Genomic DNA, 14,964 nt, shown 5'->3' with positions numbered 1-14,964 from the left:
TCACATCCCCTTCACGTCGAAGCGCTTGAGCGCCGCGTTCAAGTCCAACGGGTTCACTCCGCCCTCGCCGTCCGTGGGCACGATGATCACCTGCGTGCCTCCGAGCACGTCCGCCATCTTCAGGCCCACCATGTTCTCGCTGCCCGCGCCGCGCAGCGCCACGTTCTCCAGTTCGGTGCCCTTCGCCCGGGCCAGCTTCACCACCAGGTCGCCCTGCGCCGCCTGGGTGCGCCGGTACAGCTCCGCCCCCGAGCGCAGCTTGGCCACCTCCGCGTCTCCACGCGCCAGCTCCACCTGCACCGTGGCCTGGCCCTCGGCGATGATGCGGTTCTTCTCCGCCTCGGCCTGCGCCGCCGCGGCCTCCGCCATGTTCTTGAAGACGGACTGGTCCTGGATCTTCCGCTGTTCAATCGCCTGCTGGTAGCGCGAGTCGTAGCGGTACTGGCGCAGCAGCACGTGCGTCACCTTGATGCCCCGGGGCTCCATCTCGGTGACCAGGAGCTTCTGCGCCTGCTCCATGGCCTTGTCGCGCTGGTCGCCCTTGTAGAAGTCGTCCGAGTCCAGCTCGCCCAGCGTGCGCCGCAGCACCTGCTCCGCGCGCGGAATCACCGCCGAGTCCTCGTACAGGCGCCCGGGGCCAATCTGGGTAATGACCTTGTACGGGTTCTCGATGCGGTAGAGCACCGTGACGTCCGCCGACACCGTGTAGCCCTCGGACGTCTGGATCTTGATGGCCCGCACCACGCGGTGCTCCGCGCCCTCGCCCACCTCGGCGGGGTTGTCCGCCATCTCCAGCACCTGGAGGTCCGTGGCGAACAGGTGCATGCGCTCGGCGCCCGGCGTCACCCAGTGCAGGCCCGGTCCGTACACCGTGTCCCGGATGCCCTTCTCGCCGCCGAGGATGACCTGCTTCACCCCCAGCTGGCCCGGCCGCACGTAGACGGTGCACGCGTTGTACGCGAACAGGCCCACGAAGAACGCCATGCCGATGGGCCAGAATATCCGCGTCCGGGGCTGCTTCAGCGCCGCGAGGATCTGATCTCCCGCCTTGCTCATACCTTCTCCTTGGAATGTCTCGACACCATCTCGAGGGACGGCGAAAGGGGCTCGGGCTCGGACTCGTCCAGCGGCCGGTAGGCCTCGAGCTGCCGCTGCTCCACGCCCATGTCCTTCACCAGCGTGGCGAGCTGCCCCCGGTAGCGGCGCTCGTGAAAGGACTCCTGCATGTCCGGCAGGAAGGGCCCGAAGAGGATGAAGACGAAGGACAGCGGCTCGAGCCAGTCGGGTACCGGCGTGAGGAAAATCACCGCCGTCGTGGCGATGCCCGCCCCCGTGTACGCCACGCGCGAGATCAAATCCCCCCCGCGCCACAGGCCATACTTGCGGCGCTGCAGGGCGTGGTGCTCGCGCGCCAGCTGGAAGTAGCGAGGCAGCACCACGGCGAACAGGCTGCGCTCCAGGCGCTCCCAGTAGCCGGGATCCACCGCCACCTCGGCGAATCGCCGGGACACGTCCGCCAGGGCCAGCCGCGCCTCGGCCGACAGCTGTGCCTCCACTTCGGCGTCCCACTCTCCGAACCCGGGCCGTCGCCGCTCGAGCCACGCCAGCACATGCGCGGCGACCTCGGGCAGACGGAAACGATCGGGATACACGCTGGGGTTCCCCCTCCATGCCGCGGCAAGGGCCGCGACCCCGCGAGTCTTCCATGTGCGCCCATTCCCCCACAATGGCCCGGCCCCCCTCGCGCTCCCCTCGGCGATCCGGATCGGACCGGCCGCTCCATCCAGGTGCGCCGGAATGGAGCGGACCGGCTCCTGTAGCGCCCTGGATTCCCAGCAAATCCAGCCATTTGACGTTGGCAACGTCCTTGCTCTACCCGGAGGCATGAAGGGCGGACCGGATCGGATCGCCCCAGGGTCTTCGAGGAGGAGCAGCCATGGAAGTGCGTTTCTACGGAGTGCGGGGAAGCATCGCGGTGTCGGGGTCGCACGCGGCGCGCATCGGAGGCAACACCTCGTGCCTGGAGGTGGTGAGCCAGGGGCACCGGCTCATCCTCGACGCGGGCACGGGCATCCGCGCGCTCGGCGAGGCGATGATGCGTGAGGGCGGCGCGCAGAAGGCGACGCTCTTCTTCTCGCACCTGCACTGGGACCATGTGCAGGGCTTCCCCTTCTTCACGCCGGGCTACCTGCCCAACACGGAGCTGACGCTGTACGGCCCGGGGACGGACGGCGCGCAGGCGCTCGAGTCCGTGCTGTCCAAGCAGATGGAGCCGCCCAACTTCCCGGTGCCGCTGTCCACCATGCGCTCGCGGATGACGTTCGGCTCGGCGCTGCACGGGCGCACGGTGGAGGTGGGGCCCTTCCGCGTGACGCCCTTCGACTCGCCGCATCCCCAGGGGTGCCTGGCCTACCGCGTGGAGGCGGACGGCCACTCCTTCGTCTACGCCACGGACATGGAGATCTCCCTGGCCTCGCTGGATTCGCGCGGGGCGCGGTGGATGGAGGGCGCGGACGCGCTGTGCCTGGACGCGCAGTACACCCCGGACGAGTACAACGGGCTGAAGGGCATTCCGAAGAAGGGCTGGGGGCACTCGACGATGGTGGACGCGGCGCAGGTGGCCTCGGCGGTGAACGCGCGCCGGCTGTTCCTCTTCCACCATGATCCGGCGCACAACGACGACCTGGTGGAGAACATGGCCGAGGAGGCCCGCAACCACTTCGCCGCCACCGAGCCGGCGCGCGAGGGCAAGCGGATCATCCTCGGGGCCGCCTGCGCGTGATGGGGAGGGCGCATGGGCCCACACTGCGATAGTCTTGCCTCGGGCTTCGAGCTTCCCCCCCTGCCCGTCACCGTCATGGCCACTTCCTCGGATGTCAGTCAGGTGCTGCTGCCCATCGGTGGACTCGTCGGCCGCGAGGTCGATCTCGACGCGTTCCTCCAGACGCTGATGGATCGCATCGCGGTGACGATGCAGGCGGACCGGGGCACGCTGTGGTTGTTGGATGCGGCGCGAGGCGAGCTGTTCTCGCGCGCGGCGCACCTGCCCGAGGTGTCGCAGATCCGCGTGAAGCTCGGCCAGGGCGTGGCCGGCTACGTGGCCGAGCACGGCGAGCCCGTCAACATGCCGGACTCCCGGGGCGAGAGCCGCTTCTTCGCGGACATCGACCGGATGACGGGCTACCGCACCAGCACCATCCTGGCGGTGCCGCTGCGCGACTCGAGCGGAGCGCTGTACGGCGTGCTGCAGGTGCTCAACCGGCGCGGTGGTGGGCGCTTCACGGACGACGACGTGGAGCGGCTGATGGCCATCGCCGTGCAGGTGAGCCAGGCGCTCCAGAGCACCAGCCTCTACCAGGAGCTCCAGCGCGCGAAGGATCAGCCGCAGGCGCCGGTGGGCTATTTCTTCAACCGGATCATCGGCGAGTCCGAGCCGCTCAAGGTCATCTACCGGCTCATCCAGAAGGCGGCGCCCACGGACGCCACGGTGCTGCTGCGCGGCGAGAGCGGCTGCGGCAAGGAGCTGTTCGCCCGCGCGGTGCACGTCAACGGCCCGAGGCGCGACAAGCCCTTCGTGAAGGTGGACTGCGCGGCGCTGCCGGCGTCGCTGATCGAGAACGAGCTGTTCGGCCACGAGAAGGGAGCCTTCACGGGGGCGGACCACCGGGTGCCGGGCAAGTTCGAGGCGGCCGATGGCGGCACGGTGTTCATCGACGAGATCGGCGAGCTGCCGCTGCCGGTGCAGGGCAAGCTGCTGCGCGTGCTGCAGGATCGCGAGTTCGAGCGGGTGGGCGGCACGCAGACGATCAAGGTGGACGTGCGCATCGTCGCGGCGACGAACCGCGACCTGGCGAAGATGGTGGCCGAGAACCGGTTCCGCGAGGACCTGTACTACCGGATCAAGGTGGTGGAGCTGGTGCTGCCGCCGCTGCGAGAGCGCGGTGGGGAGGACATCGATCGGCTGACGCGGCACTTCATCGCGGCGTCGGCGAAGCGGCACCGGCTGGCGACGCCGAGGCTGAGCCCGGGGGCGCTGGAGCGGCTCAAGCGCTACCGGTGGCCGGGCAACGTGCGCGAGCTGGAGAACTGCATCGAGAGCGCGGTGGTGCTGAGCGAGGGAGATATCCTCGAGGAGCACCTGCCGCTGCCCAAGGTGGTGGGCCAGGCGCCCGCCCCGGCCGGGAGCGGGGACACGGCGGCGGTGGAGGGCCCCACCGGGGAGCTGCTGCCGCTGGCCGAGGTGGAGAAACGGCACATCCTACGGGTGCTGGACTCGGTGAAGGGCAACCGGACGGCGGCGGCCAAGGTGCTGCAGATTGGCCGCAACACGTTGGGCCGCAAGCTCAAGGAGTACGGCATCGCGGACGAGGGGTCGTAGCGCACGAGCGGTCCCGCCCTCGCTCCTGCCTTGGCGTCCCGCGCTCCCATCCTCACCCCTCAAGGAGGGGACGGGAGGGATGCCACCACTACGAGCTGTCTTTCGCTTTCGCCGGAAGGGCCCGCGGGCCGCTTCCAGGCGCCCCGAGCCGGATACGCGGGAGGCGTCCGCGCGCCGTTCCCTCTCGCTCGCCCTGCTGTTGACCGCGGTGGTCGGCATGGTGCTCACCCTGGGGCTGATGGAATTCGACCAGCGGGTGCGCCAGGGACAGGAGCGGGAAGCGCTCGTCCAGCAGGCCGCCCGGGCCACCGAGCTGGCCTTCGGACTGGACTCGCAACTGCGCACCGCCGAGCAGCTCGCCGACAGCCTGGCCGTGCTCGCCGGTCCCCTCCACGAACGGAGCGAGGTCGAGGAGTTGTTGCACCGGCTGTTCTCCTCCGCCCCGAAGCAGGCCGTGTATGGGATGGGGGTGTGGTTCGAGCCCGGCCAGCTCGAGTCCGGGGCGCGCTTCTTCGGTCCGTACATCCACCAGAGCCAGAGCGTGCGCGGCGGCACTCCGGACCTCACCTACGAATGGTCCACGCCCTCCTACAACTACCCCGAGCACACCTGGTACCAGCAGGCGCGAAGGCTCGCTGGGCGTATCGCCATCTCCGAGCCCTACTTCGACATGGACCAGACCTACGAGTCACTGACCCGGACCTTCTTCGATGATCAGGGCCGGATGCGGGGGGTGGTGAGCGTGGACGTCACCTTCCCCCGGGTGCGGGAGGAGGTCGTCAAGGCCAATGTCTCCCCGGTGGAGATCCTCTATGTCGCCAGCCCTCGCGGCGTGCTCCTCGCTCACCCCCAGGAAGACGAGATCCTCGCCTGGTACCGCGAGCGGGGACGCCCCGTGCTCAGCCTGTCCGAGCTCTCGCTCGCGGATCTGCGGCGCTGGGAGCACGCGCACGGACTGGACCGGGGCCGGCGGACCACCGCGGTGAGCGTGCCGTCCTCCGGATGGAAGGTGTACGCCTCGATGAAGGAAAGCGAGCTCTTCGCCGCCGCGCGTCACCAGCGATGGCTGGTGCTGGCACTGGGCGTGGTGCTGTGGACGGGGCTGGGAGCGAGTGCGATGACCATGGCCCGTTCGGAGCGCACCCGCGCCCTGGTGCGCACGCTCGCCGAGCGACAGCACCAGGAGGAGGAGCGACAGCGGCTGCTCGCGCAGGTCCGGCAGCGCTCGGCGGAGCTCCAGGCCATCCTCGAGAACATGGTCGACTCCGTCATCGTGGTCGACGCCGGAGGCGACATCGTGCTCGCCAACCGGGCCGCACTGGTGCTCTACGGCCTGTCGACCTGCGAGGTCAGCAACCTGGAGCACGCGTTCCAGCTCCACGTCCCCACGGGGCTGGATGGGCGGGCGCTCGCGTTCGACACCCTGCCCTTGAGCCGGGCCCTGCGGGGCGAGCAGGTGAGCGACACGGACGTCGTCATCACCCAGCCGCTGCAGAACAACCGGAGGGTCGTTCTGAGGCTGAACGCCGCCCCCATCCGGGACGAGTCGGGGCGCGTCGTGGCCGCCGTGACGGTGTCGCGCGACATCACCCAGGCCATCGAGTTGGAGCGCCTCCAGGGTGAGTTCGTGGCGATGGCCGCGCACGAGCTGAAGACGCCGCTGGCGGTGACGAAGTCCTTCACCCAGCTCGCCCGGCGGACGGAGAGCCCCTCGCCCGCGCTGTGCCGGATGCTCGAGGGCATCTGCCGGGGCACGGATCGCATGGACCGGGTGGTGCGCACGCTGCTGGATGCCTCCCAGCTCCAGCTCGGGCGGATGCGCTTCGAACAGGAGGAGCTGGAGCTGCGCGAGCTCCTGGAGTCCGTCGCCGAGAGCTCCGCCGCACACCATCCGCGCAACCCGGTCCACGTCCGGCCGGGCCCTCGGGCGCGGGTGCTCGGAGATCGCACGCGGCTGGAGCAGGTCCTCCTCGAGTTGCTGGACAATGCCGCGCGCTACTCGCCCACGGAGCGCCCGGTGGAGGTGGAGCTCACGGAGAAGGGGGACGAGGTGGAGCTGTCCGTGCACGACGAGGGCATCGGTATCCCGGCGGAACGGCAGGGCCAGATCTTCGAGCGCTTCTACCGCGCCCACGCGGGGACGCCTCACGACCGGGGGGGCATGGGACTGGGCTTGTACCTCTCGCGAGGCATCGTGCTGCACCACGGGGGCCGGATGGAGCTGGAGAGCCGGGAGGGAGAAGGAACCACCGTCCGCGTCCGCCTGCCGCGTCTCCCCGAACAGCAGACCGCTCCGGACATGGCCGCGAGTGAGCCACCCGCCGGGGAAGCGCCCACCGCGCTTCTCTCCTGACATCGCCCGGCGTCCGAGCGGCCATCCCGTACCGAGGGGAAAAATCACGACCCCTTCTCCCGGCCTCTCTCCGTGAGAACCCTCGCCGGGGAGTCTTCAAAATATGGCGCGGCCGCGAGGGTCCGTGCCCGGGATGGTCTGTGTTCATGGGGACCGCGGCAACCCTGCCCCGTCCGGTGGGAAGCGTTCGCGAACCGCGCGTACAACTCCGGCGTTTCATTCCCTTGGCCGTGGTGGCCGTCGCGCTGGTCGCCTGGACGGGCTACCACACGTGGCTCGCTCGCCAACCGTACACCTGGGCGGGCACCGTGGAGGCGCGCGACATCGCCGTGGGCTCGCGCGTGGGCGGCCGGGTGAAGGAGGTGCTCGTCCGCGAGGGCGATCGCGTGGAAGCGGGCCAGCCGCTCGTCGTGCTGGAAGCCGGAGACCTCAACGCCCAGCGCCTCCAGGCGGAGGGCCAGTTGATGCAGGCCCAGGCGGCGCTCGACAAGATGCAGGGCCATGCCCGCCCCGAGGACTCCGGCAAGGCCGGTGCCCCGCCCCTGACGGGCAGCCTCGCCGAGCAGGCGGCCCGTGCCCGCGCCGAGCTGACCTCCGCCCAGGCCGCCCTGGAGCAGGCCCAATTGGACGTGCAGCGTGCCCGCGCCCTCTTCCAGCAGGAGGTGAAGAGCCGCGCGGAGCTCGATACCGCCGAGTCCGCGCTGCGGCAGGCCCGCGCCACGCGTGATGCCCGCCGCGCCCAGCTCCAGGAGTTGCAACAGGGCACGAGCGCCGACCTCCGCGCGCAGCAGGGCCTGGTCGAGGCCGCGCGGGGACGGCTCGAGGCCATCGACGTGGCGCTCGGGGAGCTGACCATCCGCGCGCCACTTGCCGCTCGCGTCGAGTCGCTCGACTTGCGGCCCGGGGATCTGCTCCCGCCCAATGCCACCGCCGCCACCCTGGTGGAGGATGACCAACTCTACGTGCGCATCTACGTGCCGGAGACGCGCCTGGGCAAGCTGCGGCCGGGGAGCGAGGTCCCCGTGCGTGTCGACTCCTTCCCGGGCCGCACCTTCACGGGCGTGGTGGAGAACATCGCCTCCGAGGGCGAGTACACCCCACGCAACCTCCAGACGCCGGACGAGCGGGCCTGGCAGGTGTTCGCCACGCGCATCGGCCTGCGCGAGGACGGCCAGCACCAGCTGCGTTCGGGAATGGCCGCCTACATCTCGGTGCCCAGGTGAGCGCGACCGAATCCGCCATCTCCGTCCGGGGACTCACCCGGCGCTTCGGTGATTTCACCGCGTTGGACCGCGTGGACCTGGAGGTGCACAGCGGCTCCATCTACGGGCTGCTGGGGCCCAACGGCAGCGGCAAGTCCACGCTCATCCGCATCCTCTGCGGGCTGCTCGCGCCCACCGAGGGAAGCGCCCAGGTGCTCGGCCTGGACGTGGCGCGCGAGGGCGAGGAGATCCGCCGCCGCATCGGCTACATGAGCCAGCGCTTCTCGCTCTACGAGGACCTCACCGTCCTGGAGAACCTCCAGTTCTACGCCCGCATCTACGGCCTGACGGGGGCTCGGGCGAGAAATCGGCTGGAAGCAGCGGTGGAGCTCACGCACATCGGCCCGTACCTGGAGCGGCGCGCGGGAGTGCTCTCGGGCGGGTGGAAGCAGCGGCTCGCATTGGGGGCGGCGCTGATGCACCAGCCGCGGGTGGTGTTCCTCGACGAGCCCACCGCCGGCATCGATCCCGTGGCCCGGCGCGAGCTGTGGGACCTGCTCTTCCTCCTGGCCGCCGAGGGCGTCACGCTCTTCGTCACCACGCACTACATGGACGAGGCCGAGCGCTGCGGTGAGGTGGGCTACCTGTACCTCTCGAAGCTGCTCGTGACGGGCACGCCGGAGGAGCTCAAGGAGCTGCCCGTGGTCCATCGTCCGGGACAGCGGCGCCTGGCGGTGGAGACGCCCAACCCGGCCCGAGCGCTCGCCCATCTGCGCACCGTGCCGTGGTGCCATGGGGCCACGCTCTTCGGACAGTCGGTGGAGGCGTTGGTGGACACGGGCCTGACGGACGCGGAGGTGCTCGCGCGGATGGAGGCAGCGGGCTTCCCGGGCGCGGAGGTGCGGCCCATCGCGCCCTCGCTGGAGGACGTCTTCGTGGCCCTCACCGAGCAGGCCTCGCGCGAGCGGGAGGCCCCCGGCACAGGCGCCATCCACGCCCGGCTGGCGGAGGTGCATCCATGAATCCGCGAGCCATCTGGGACTCGTTCATCGCGGTGATGCGCAAGGAGTTCGTCCACGTGACGAGGGACCGGGCCACGCTCATCATGGCGCTGGCCATTCCCCTCTTCCAGCTCATCCTGTTCGGGTTCCTGGACCAGACGGTGCGGCACGTGCCCACGGTGGTGGTGGATCAGGATCGGACGAGCGCCAGCCGGCTCTTCGTGGAGCAGCTCGCGGCCACGGACACCTTCCGAATCACGGAGGTGACGTCGGATCCGCGCGAGGCCCGGGAGCGCATCGTCCAGGGCCGGGCGAAGGTGGGCGTCGTGCTGCCTCCCGACTTCGGTGCCGCGCGAGCGCAGGCCTCTCCCGGGAAGCACGCCTCGGTGCTGGTGCTCATCGACGGCTCTGACTCGGTGGTGAGCGGACAGGCGCTCGCGGCGGTGAACGGGGTGGCGGCGAAGATCAACCTGGAGGCGGTGGCCGAGCGGCTCGGAAACGGGGCCACCCAGCAGGTGCTGGACGCGCATCCTCTCGTCCTCTTCAACCCGAGCGGCCGCACGGCCAACTACATCATCCCCGGCCTGGTGGCGATCCTGCTGCAGATCGTCGCCACGGTGCTGACGGCGCTGGCCATCGTGCGCGAGCGGGAGAAGGGCACGCTGGAGCAGCTCCTGGTGACGCCGGTGAACCCCCTGGGACTGATGCTGGGGAAGATCGCGCCCTACCTGATTTTGAGCATGGGGGAGATGGCGCTCATCCTCACGGCGATGCGTTTCGCCTTCCGCGTGCCCATCAGCGGCAACCTGGTGTTCCTCTTCGCGATGGCCGTGGTGTACCTGTTCGCGCTGTTGTCCCTGGGGCTGTTCGTCTCCACGCGCGCGCAGACCCAGGCGCAGGCCCAGCAGATGGCGCAGCTCTTCTTCCTGCCCTCGGTCTTCCTCAGTGGCTACATCTTCCCGGCGTCCGGCCTGCCGTGGCCCCTGTATGCGCTGGGCCGAATCCTGCCGGCGACCCACATGGTGGAGATCATGCGCGGCGTGGTGCTGCGAGGCGCGGGGCTGATGGACCTGCTGCCCAACGTGCTCGCGCTGGTCGCCATCTCCACCGTGCTGCTGACGTTGAGCGTGCGCCAGTTCCACAAGGTGACGGCGTGATGGCGCTCGGAGGAGGGCTCGGCGATGCTTCCTCCATGAGCGGAAAGACAAGCAAGCCCGCCGTGCGCAAGAACCCCCGCCGCAGCAGCGCGATGACCCTCGAGACGGTGCGTCAGCTCGCCCTGGCCCTGCCCGGGGTGGAGGAAGGTCTCTCGTACAGAACCCCGGCGTGGAAGCTCGGCAAGACGCTGCTGGCCCGGATGCACCAGGACGGCGAGGCGCTCGTGCTCAAGATGGACTTCCTCGCGCGCGACATGCTCATGCAGGCCGATCCGCACACCTTCTTCATCACCGACCACTACCAGAACTACCCGTGGGTCCTCGTGCGGCTCTCGTCCGTCCGGCGCGAGCAGTTGCGCGGCCTGCTCGATGACGCCTGGCGGAGCGCGGCCCCCAAGCGCCTCCTCGCCGCGCGGCAGGGAGGCGCCTGAGTCCACCGCGGCCTCGTCAGCGCAGCTTGCGCCGCAGGTGGTTGAGCAGATCGATGTGGGTGATGAGGCCCACGAACTCGTCCCCGTCCATCACGATGGGCACGAAGCCCTTGTCGAGGAAGGTGAGCAGCTCGCGCACCGGCGTGCGCACGTCCACCGTCTGCAACCGCGTGGACATGAAGTCGCGCACCGGCAGGCGCAGGCGCGTCGGGTCGTCGATCGCCGCGAGCAGCAGATCCGACTCGTCGATCATCCCCACGACCTTGTTCCCCTCGAGCACCGGCAGCTGCGAGACGTCGTAGAGCTTCAGCCGCCCGTACGCCACCAGCAGCGTGTCCGCGGGCGACAGCGTCACCACCGCCTTCTCCGCGTAGTGCCGGGTGATGACGTCCCTCAAGTCTCCATGCGCCTGGCGCGGCAGGAAGCCCTGGTCCGCCATCCAGAAGTCGTTGAACATCTTCGACAGGTACTTGTTGCCGCTGTCGCAGACGAGCGTGCACACGCGCTTGGGCGTCGTCTGCTCCCGGCAGTAGCGCAGCGCCGCCGCCAGCAGCGTCCCCGACGACGAGCCGCCCAGGATTCCCTCCTGCTTGAGCAGCAGGCGCGCCGTCTCGAGGCTCTCCGCGTCCGGAATCGAGTACGCCTTCTTCACCCGCGACAGGTCCGCGACGGGCGGCATGAAGTCCTCGCCAATGCCTTCCACCACCCACGAGCCCGCCTTGCCCATCTTGCCCGTGTTCACGTAGTCCACGAGCACCGAGCCCTGCGGATCCGCGAGCACCATCTCGCACCCGGGAATGGCCCGCGCGAAGTAGCGCGACAGCCCCGCCATCGTGCCTCCCGAGCCCACGCCGCACACCATCGCGTCGAGCCGGTTGTCCATCTGCGCGGCGATCTCCGGGCCCGTCGCCGTCTCGTGCGCCAGCGGGTTGGCCGGGTTGGCGAACTGGTTGACGTAGAAGCCCCCCAGCTCCTTGGCGACGCGCTCGGCCATGTCCTGGTAGTACTGCGGGTGGCCCTTCTCCACGTCCGAGCGCGTCATCACCACCTCCGCGCCCAGCGCCTTGAGGTGGAGCACCTTCTCCTGGCTCATCTTGTCCGGAATGACGAGCGTCAGCCGGTAGCCCTTCTGCGCCGCCACCAGCGCCAGGCCCAGGCCCGTGTTACCGGCCGTGGCCTCGACAAGGTGCATCTGGTGCGGCCCGAGCTGCCCCGCCTTCTCCGCCGCCGAGATCATCGACAGGCCAATGCGGTCCTTGATGGAGCCGCCCGGATTCTGGTTCTCGAGCTTGAGGAACAGCTCGCACGGGCCCGTGTCGAGCCGGGACACCTTCACCATGGGGGTGTTGCCGATGAGGCCAAGGAGATCGACGGGAGGGGGAAGAGTGCGCATATGGCGGCGCACAGTACATGATCCCCTCTTCACCGCGTCAGCCCGCGAGCACCCAGGCCGCCACCACCGTGAGTCCCCCGGCCGCCGCGAACAGCCTCCAGGCCCGGCGCGTCAGCACCGTGCCCGTCCCCTCCCCTTCGTTACCGAGAATCACCATCGCCGGTCCGCCCTGCTTGCCTCGCAGCTCGTACACCCCCGGCACCGGCCCCGGCTTCAGCTCGCCCACCACCAGGCACTCCTCGCCGAGCTTCCCCACCCGCTCGTACGACAGCGCCTCCTCCACCGCCTGGCCCTCCGCCGGCACGCCCGTCCCCGTCTCCGCCAGCGGCTTGCCCATCTGGCAGCGGCGGATCCGCATCGGCGCCAGCAGCAGCTTCGGCGAGAAGCTCACCGCCGCCTCCGCCTTCTCCCCTCGCACCTGCAGCAGCGGCGCGTACGCCCGCTCCACCGACAACAGCGGCCCCTTGCTCCCGTCCGCCATCACCCCGCGCAGCTCCGCCTCGTAGAAGGCGCACACCACCCCGCCCGGCGACGTCACCTGATCGCTCGACGCCAGCCGGCCCCGGTACACGCCCCACCGTGGCGCGTGTCCCTGGCGCAGCGCCGCCACGCCCTCGTCGAGGCTCCGGGGCGCCTCGGCCCGCAGCGCGTCCGCGCGCACCCGCACCCGCGAGCCCGCCACCGCCAGCCCCGCCGCCACCACCAGCAGCACCACGCCCACCCCGTCGCCCAGCGCTCCCAGCGACAGCCACATGAAGGGCCCCGCCCGGTAACGCAGCGCGACGATGGCGAAGAGCACCGCCAGCAGCCCGAACCAGGCCAGCGGCCACCGCGGCATGAAGGCACGGGCATCCTTCCGTCCGACGGAGAACGCCGCCATCACCAGAGCACCCAGGCCCGCCGCGTACAGCGGGGCAAATGCCCACCGCAAGTCCATGGCTCCCCCTCTACCGGAGTCACTCCGAGGCCCGCATTCGCACGCGGGCCTCGGCCCGGCCAAAGGTGGGGATGCTTCCTCGTGCGGACAAGGGCACACCGGGGGCGTGCGCCCTTGCACCCCCGGACACCGGCTCGCCCCGAGGACGAGCCCGCCCGTCACTCCTGTTGGGTTTCCGCCACCTTGTTGTGCGTCGGCTTCTGCGTCTGGATGCCGCGCACCACCACGTCATCGAAGGAGCAGGCCAGGTTGCGGCAGCCCAGCGCCACCTTCGCCGAGTGCCCCTGGAGGCCCTCGAGGAACTTGTGCGCGAAGGGCTCCTCGCCGCCGTTGAGGTAGGCCGACACCTCCACGCCGCTGCCGTTCTTCCTCAGCTGCAGCTTCACGCGGAAGGGGCCCGGGGGCACCGGCGTCTCGTCCTGCACCAGCTCCCGCTCGTCCTGCGCGCTGTTGCCCACCACTTCCCGGCCGTTGGCCAGCGTGTAGCGCCAGCTCAGCCGCATGCCCGCGTCCGGAATGGCGTAGACGGACACCTGCAGGCCCGTGACGCGGAAGGACAGCTCGGCGTAGTGCTGCGCGTCCGGATCCTCCGTGTAGCCCTTGCCCAGCGCCTGCGCGCTCATCAGCACCTCGGCGGAGAAGTCGTCGCTGGAGAAGTAGCGGTGGGCCAGGTACGCGCGCGGAATGAGCTGGCCGCCACCCGCGTCATTGCCGCCCTGCAGCACCTGCAGCCGCCCGTCCACCAGCTTCCACGTGCCCGCGTGGGCGTTGAGCTCCTCCTCGCCCGGGACGAAGTCCACGCCCAGGCGCACCCGCCCGTTCACCAGCTCCTCCACCATCGCGCTCGCGAAGAGGTCCGCGTCGGTGTTGGCCGGCCACGGCTTGTCCGCCGGCACCGTCCGTGGCATCCACGAGCCGAGCACCACCTTCTTGTCGCCCCACTGGAAGAGCGTCACCGGGCCCAGCACCTGCCGCGCCCCGGCGAAGAGCAACACCATCCCGCCCAGCACGGAGAGCCCCCGGCGCACGTTGCGCCAGCCCTTGCTCAACCGGCCGTGCCCGGCCTGCTGCATCGCGCCCGGCGGCAGCGACACGCTCGACACCAACCCCTCCAGCGCCTGGCACACCTCGGCGGCCCGCGCGTAGCGCGCCTCGGGCTCGGTCTCCAGCAGCCGCGCCACCACCTCGTCCACCCGCTTGTCCAAGCCGGCCACGCGCTCGGAGGGCAGCTTGAAGCGCCCCACCGGCAGCTCGCCGGTGAGCATCTCGTAGAGCACCACGCCGAAGGAGAACAGGTCCGCGCGCCCGTCCACGTTCTTCGCGTCCCGCCGCTGCTCCGGGGCCATGTAGTTGAGCGTGCCCATGGCCACCGCCGTCGCGGTGAGCTGGTGCCGCGAGTCCGGACGGCGGATGCCCGCCAGCCCGAAGTCCGCCACCTTCACGTGCCCGCGCCCGTCCAGCAGGATGTTCTCCGGCTTCAGGTCGCGGTGGATGATGTCCTTGTCGTGCGCGCACTCGATGGCCCGCGCCACCTGCAGCGCCATGCGCAGGGCCTCGGTGGGCGACAGCTCGCGCATCACGTCGCGCAGCGAGCGCCCCTCCACGTACTCCATCACGAAGTAGTAGTGCTCCCCGGCCACCCCGCGATCGATGATCTGCACGATGTTGGGGTGGTTGAGCGCCGCGAGCGCCGTGGCCTCCTTGTCGAAGCGCGTGACGAACTCGGGATCGCTCGCCAGCCGCGGCGGCAGCACCTTCACCGCCACCATGCGCGCCAGCGACTTCTGCCGCGCCAGCCACACCTCGCCCATGCCGCCCCGGCCGAGCACCCGCACCAGCTCGAAGCCCGGCAGTTCCAGCGCCGCGCCGACGGACGTGGCTTCCGCCAGGGGCGGCCGCCGCTCCGGAGCCGTCCCCATGGGCAGCGAGGGACGCACGAAGGTGGGCGCGGACAGCTCGGGCGCCTCCGGGGTGGCGGCCGGCGGGGGACGCGAGGGCGCACCCACGGCGAAGCGGGCCCCGCAGGCACACGACACCTCGTGCCCCTGCGCGAGCCCGCTCACGTCATGCGCACGCGCGCAGCTGGGACAGTTCTGGGTCTTCATCCGCGGG

The 14,964-nt window shown here is 70.4% G+C and carries 12 protein-coding genes; 7 read left to right on the top strand and 5 right to left on the bottom strand.

Features of this window, described 5'->3' with window-relative positions; genetic code table 11:
• Together ACJ8AN_RS11960 and ACJ8AN_RS11955 are read right to left on the bottom strand one after the other, a co-directional pair.
• Positions 1-1,056, bottom strand: coding sequence for an SPFH domain-containing protein (locus ACJ8AN_RS11960; protein WP_407755426.1), 1,056 nt, complete (start codon positions 1,054-1,056; stop codon positions 1-3).
• A complete protein-coding gene (locus ACJ8AN_RS11955) occupies positions 1,053-1,652 on the bottom strand; it encodes a hypothetical protein (RefSeq protein WP_407755425.1) in 600 nt (199 codons plus the stop codon). Before ACJ8AN_RS11955 ends, ACJ8AN_RS11960 begins: the two co-directional genes overlap by 4 nt.
• Positions 1,653-1,936: 284 nt before the next feature.
• Between ACJ8AN_RS11955 and ACJ8AN_RS11950 the strand changes: the two genes are divergently transcribed.
• From ACJ8AN_RS11950 to ACJ8AN_RS11920, 7 genes are all read left to right on the top strand, one after another.
• Positions 1,937-2,782 carry an MBL fold metallo-hydrolase gene (locus ACJ8AN_RS11950; RefSeq protein WP_407755424.1) on the top strand — a complete coding sequence of 282 codons (846 nt, stop codon included), beginning with the start codon at positions 1,937-1,939 and terminating at the stop codon, positions 2,780-2,782.
• Between the two features lie 12 nt (positions 2,783-2,794).
• The gene (locus tag ACJ8AN_RS11945) at positions 2,795-4,378 is read left to right on the top strand and encodes a sigma 54-interacting transcriptional regulator (protein ID WP_407755423.1); all 1,584 of its coding nucleotides are present in this window, start codon (positions 2,795-2,797) and stop codon (positions 4,376-4,378) included.
• 217 nt (positions 4,379-4,595) lie between these two features.
• A complete protein-coding gene (locus ACJ8AN_RS11940; protein ID WP_407755422.1) occupies positions 4,596-6,731 on the top strand; it encodes an ATP-binding protein in 2,136 nt (711 codons plus the stop codon).
• Positions 6,732-6,961: 230 nt separating this feature from the next.
• Positions 6,962-7,954 (top strand): HlyD family secretion protein, encoded by a 993-nt coding sequence (locus tag ACJ8AN_RS11935; RefSeq protein WP_407755473.1) that lies wholly within the window; start codon positions 6,962-6,964, stop codon positions 7,952-7,954.
• Entirely contained in the window at positions 7,951-8,955 is a 1,005-nt protein-coding gene (locus tag ACJ8AN_RS11930; RefSeq protein WP_407755421.1) for an ATP-binding cassette domain-containing protein, read from the top strand. Before ACJ8AN_RS11935 ends, ACJ8AN_RS11930 begins: the two co-directional genes overlap by 4 nt.
• Positions 8,952-10,091 (top strand): ABC transporter permease, encoded by a 1,140-nt coding sequence (locus ACJ8AN_RS11925; RefSeq protein WP_407755420.1) that lies wholly within the window; start codon positions 8,952-8,954, stop codon positions 10,089-10,091. Before ACJ8AN_RS11930 ends, ACJ8AN_RS11925 begins: the two co-directional genes overlap by 4 nt.
• Before the next feature lie 35 nt (positions 10,092-10,126).
• A complete protein-coding gene (locus ACJ8AN_RS11920) occupies positions 10,127-10,522 on the top strand; it encodes an MmcQ/YjbR family DNA-binding protein (protein WP_407755419.1) in 396 nt (131 codons plus the stop codon).
• Between the two features lie 16 nt (positions 10,523-10,538).
• On the opposite strand, the gene ACJ8AN_RS11915 is transcribed toward ACJ8AN_RS11920, so the two are convergent.
• The 3 genes from ACJ8AN_RS11915 to ACJ8AN_RS11905 all read right to left on the bottom strand — a co-directional run bounded on the left by ACJ8AN_RS11915 (position 10,539) and on the right by ACJ8AN_RS11905 (position 14,957).
• Positions 10,539-11,915, bottom strand: coding sequence for a pyridoxal-phosphate dependent enzyme (locus ACJ8AN_RS11915; RefSeq protein WP_407755418.1), 1,377 nt, complete (start codon positions 11,913-11,915; stop codon positions 10,539-10,541).
• Positions 11,916-11,952: 37 nt separating this feature from the next.
• Positions 11,953-12,852 (bottom strand): hypothetical protein, encoded by a 900-nt coding sequence (locus ACJ8AN_RS11910; protein ID WP_407755417.1) that lies wholly within the window; start codon positions 12,850-12,852, stop codon positions 11,953-11,955.
• A gap of 158 nt (positions 12,853-13,010) precedes the next feature.
• Complete coding sequence (locus ACJ8AN_RS11905; RefSeq protein ID WP_407755416.1) at positions 13,011-14,957, bottom strand: serine/threonine-protein kinase; 1,947 nt, start codon at positions 14,955-14,957, stop codon at positions 13,011-13,013.
• Positions 14,958-14,964: the final 7 nt, after the last annotated feature.

This window comes from Archangium sp., from assembly GCF_045802675.1.
Taxonomy (GTDB): Bacteria; Myxococcota; Myxococcia; order Myxococcales; family Myxococcaceae; genus Archangium.
Note: the sequence above shows the minus strand (reverse complement) of the source record. Positions and strands in the feature narration are given on the sequence as shown.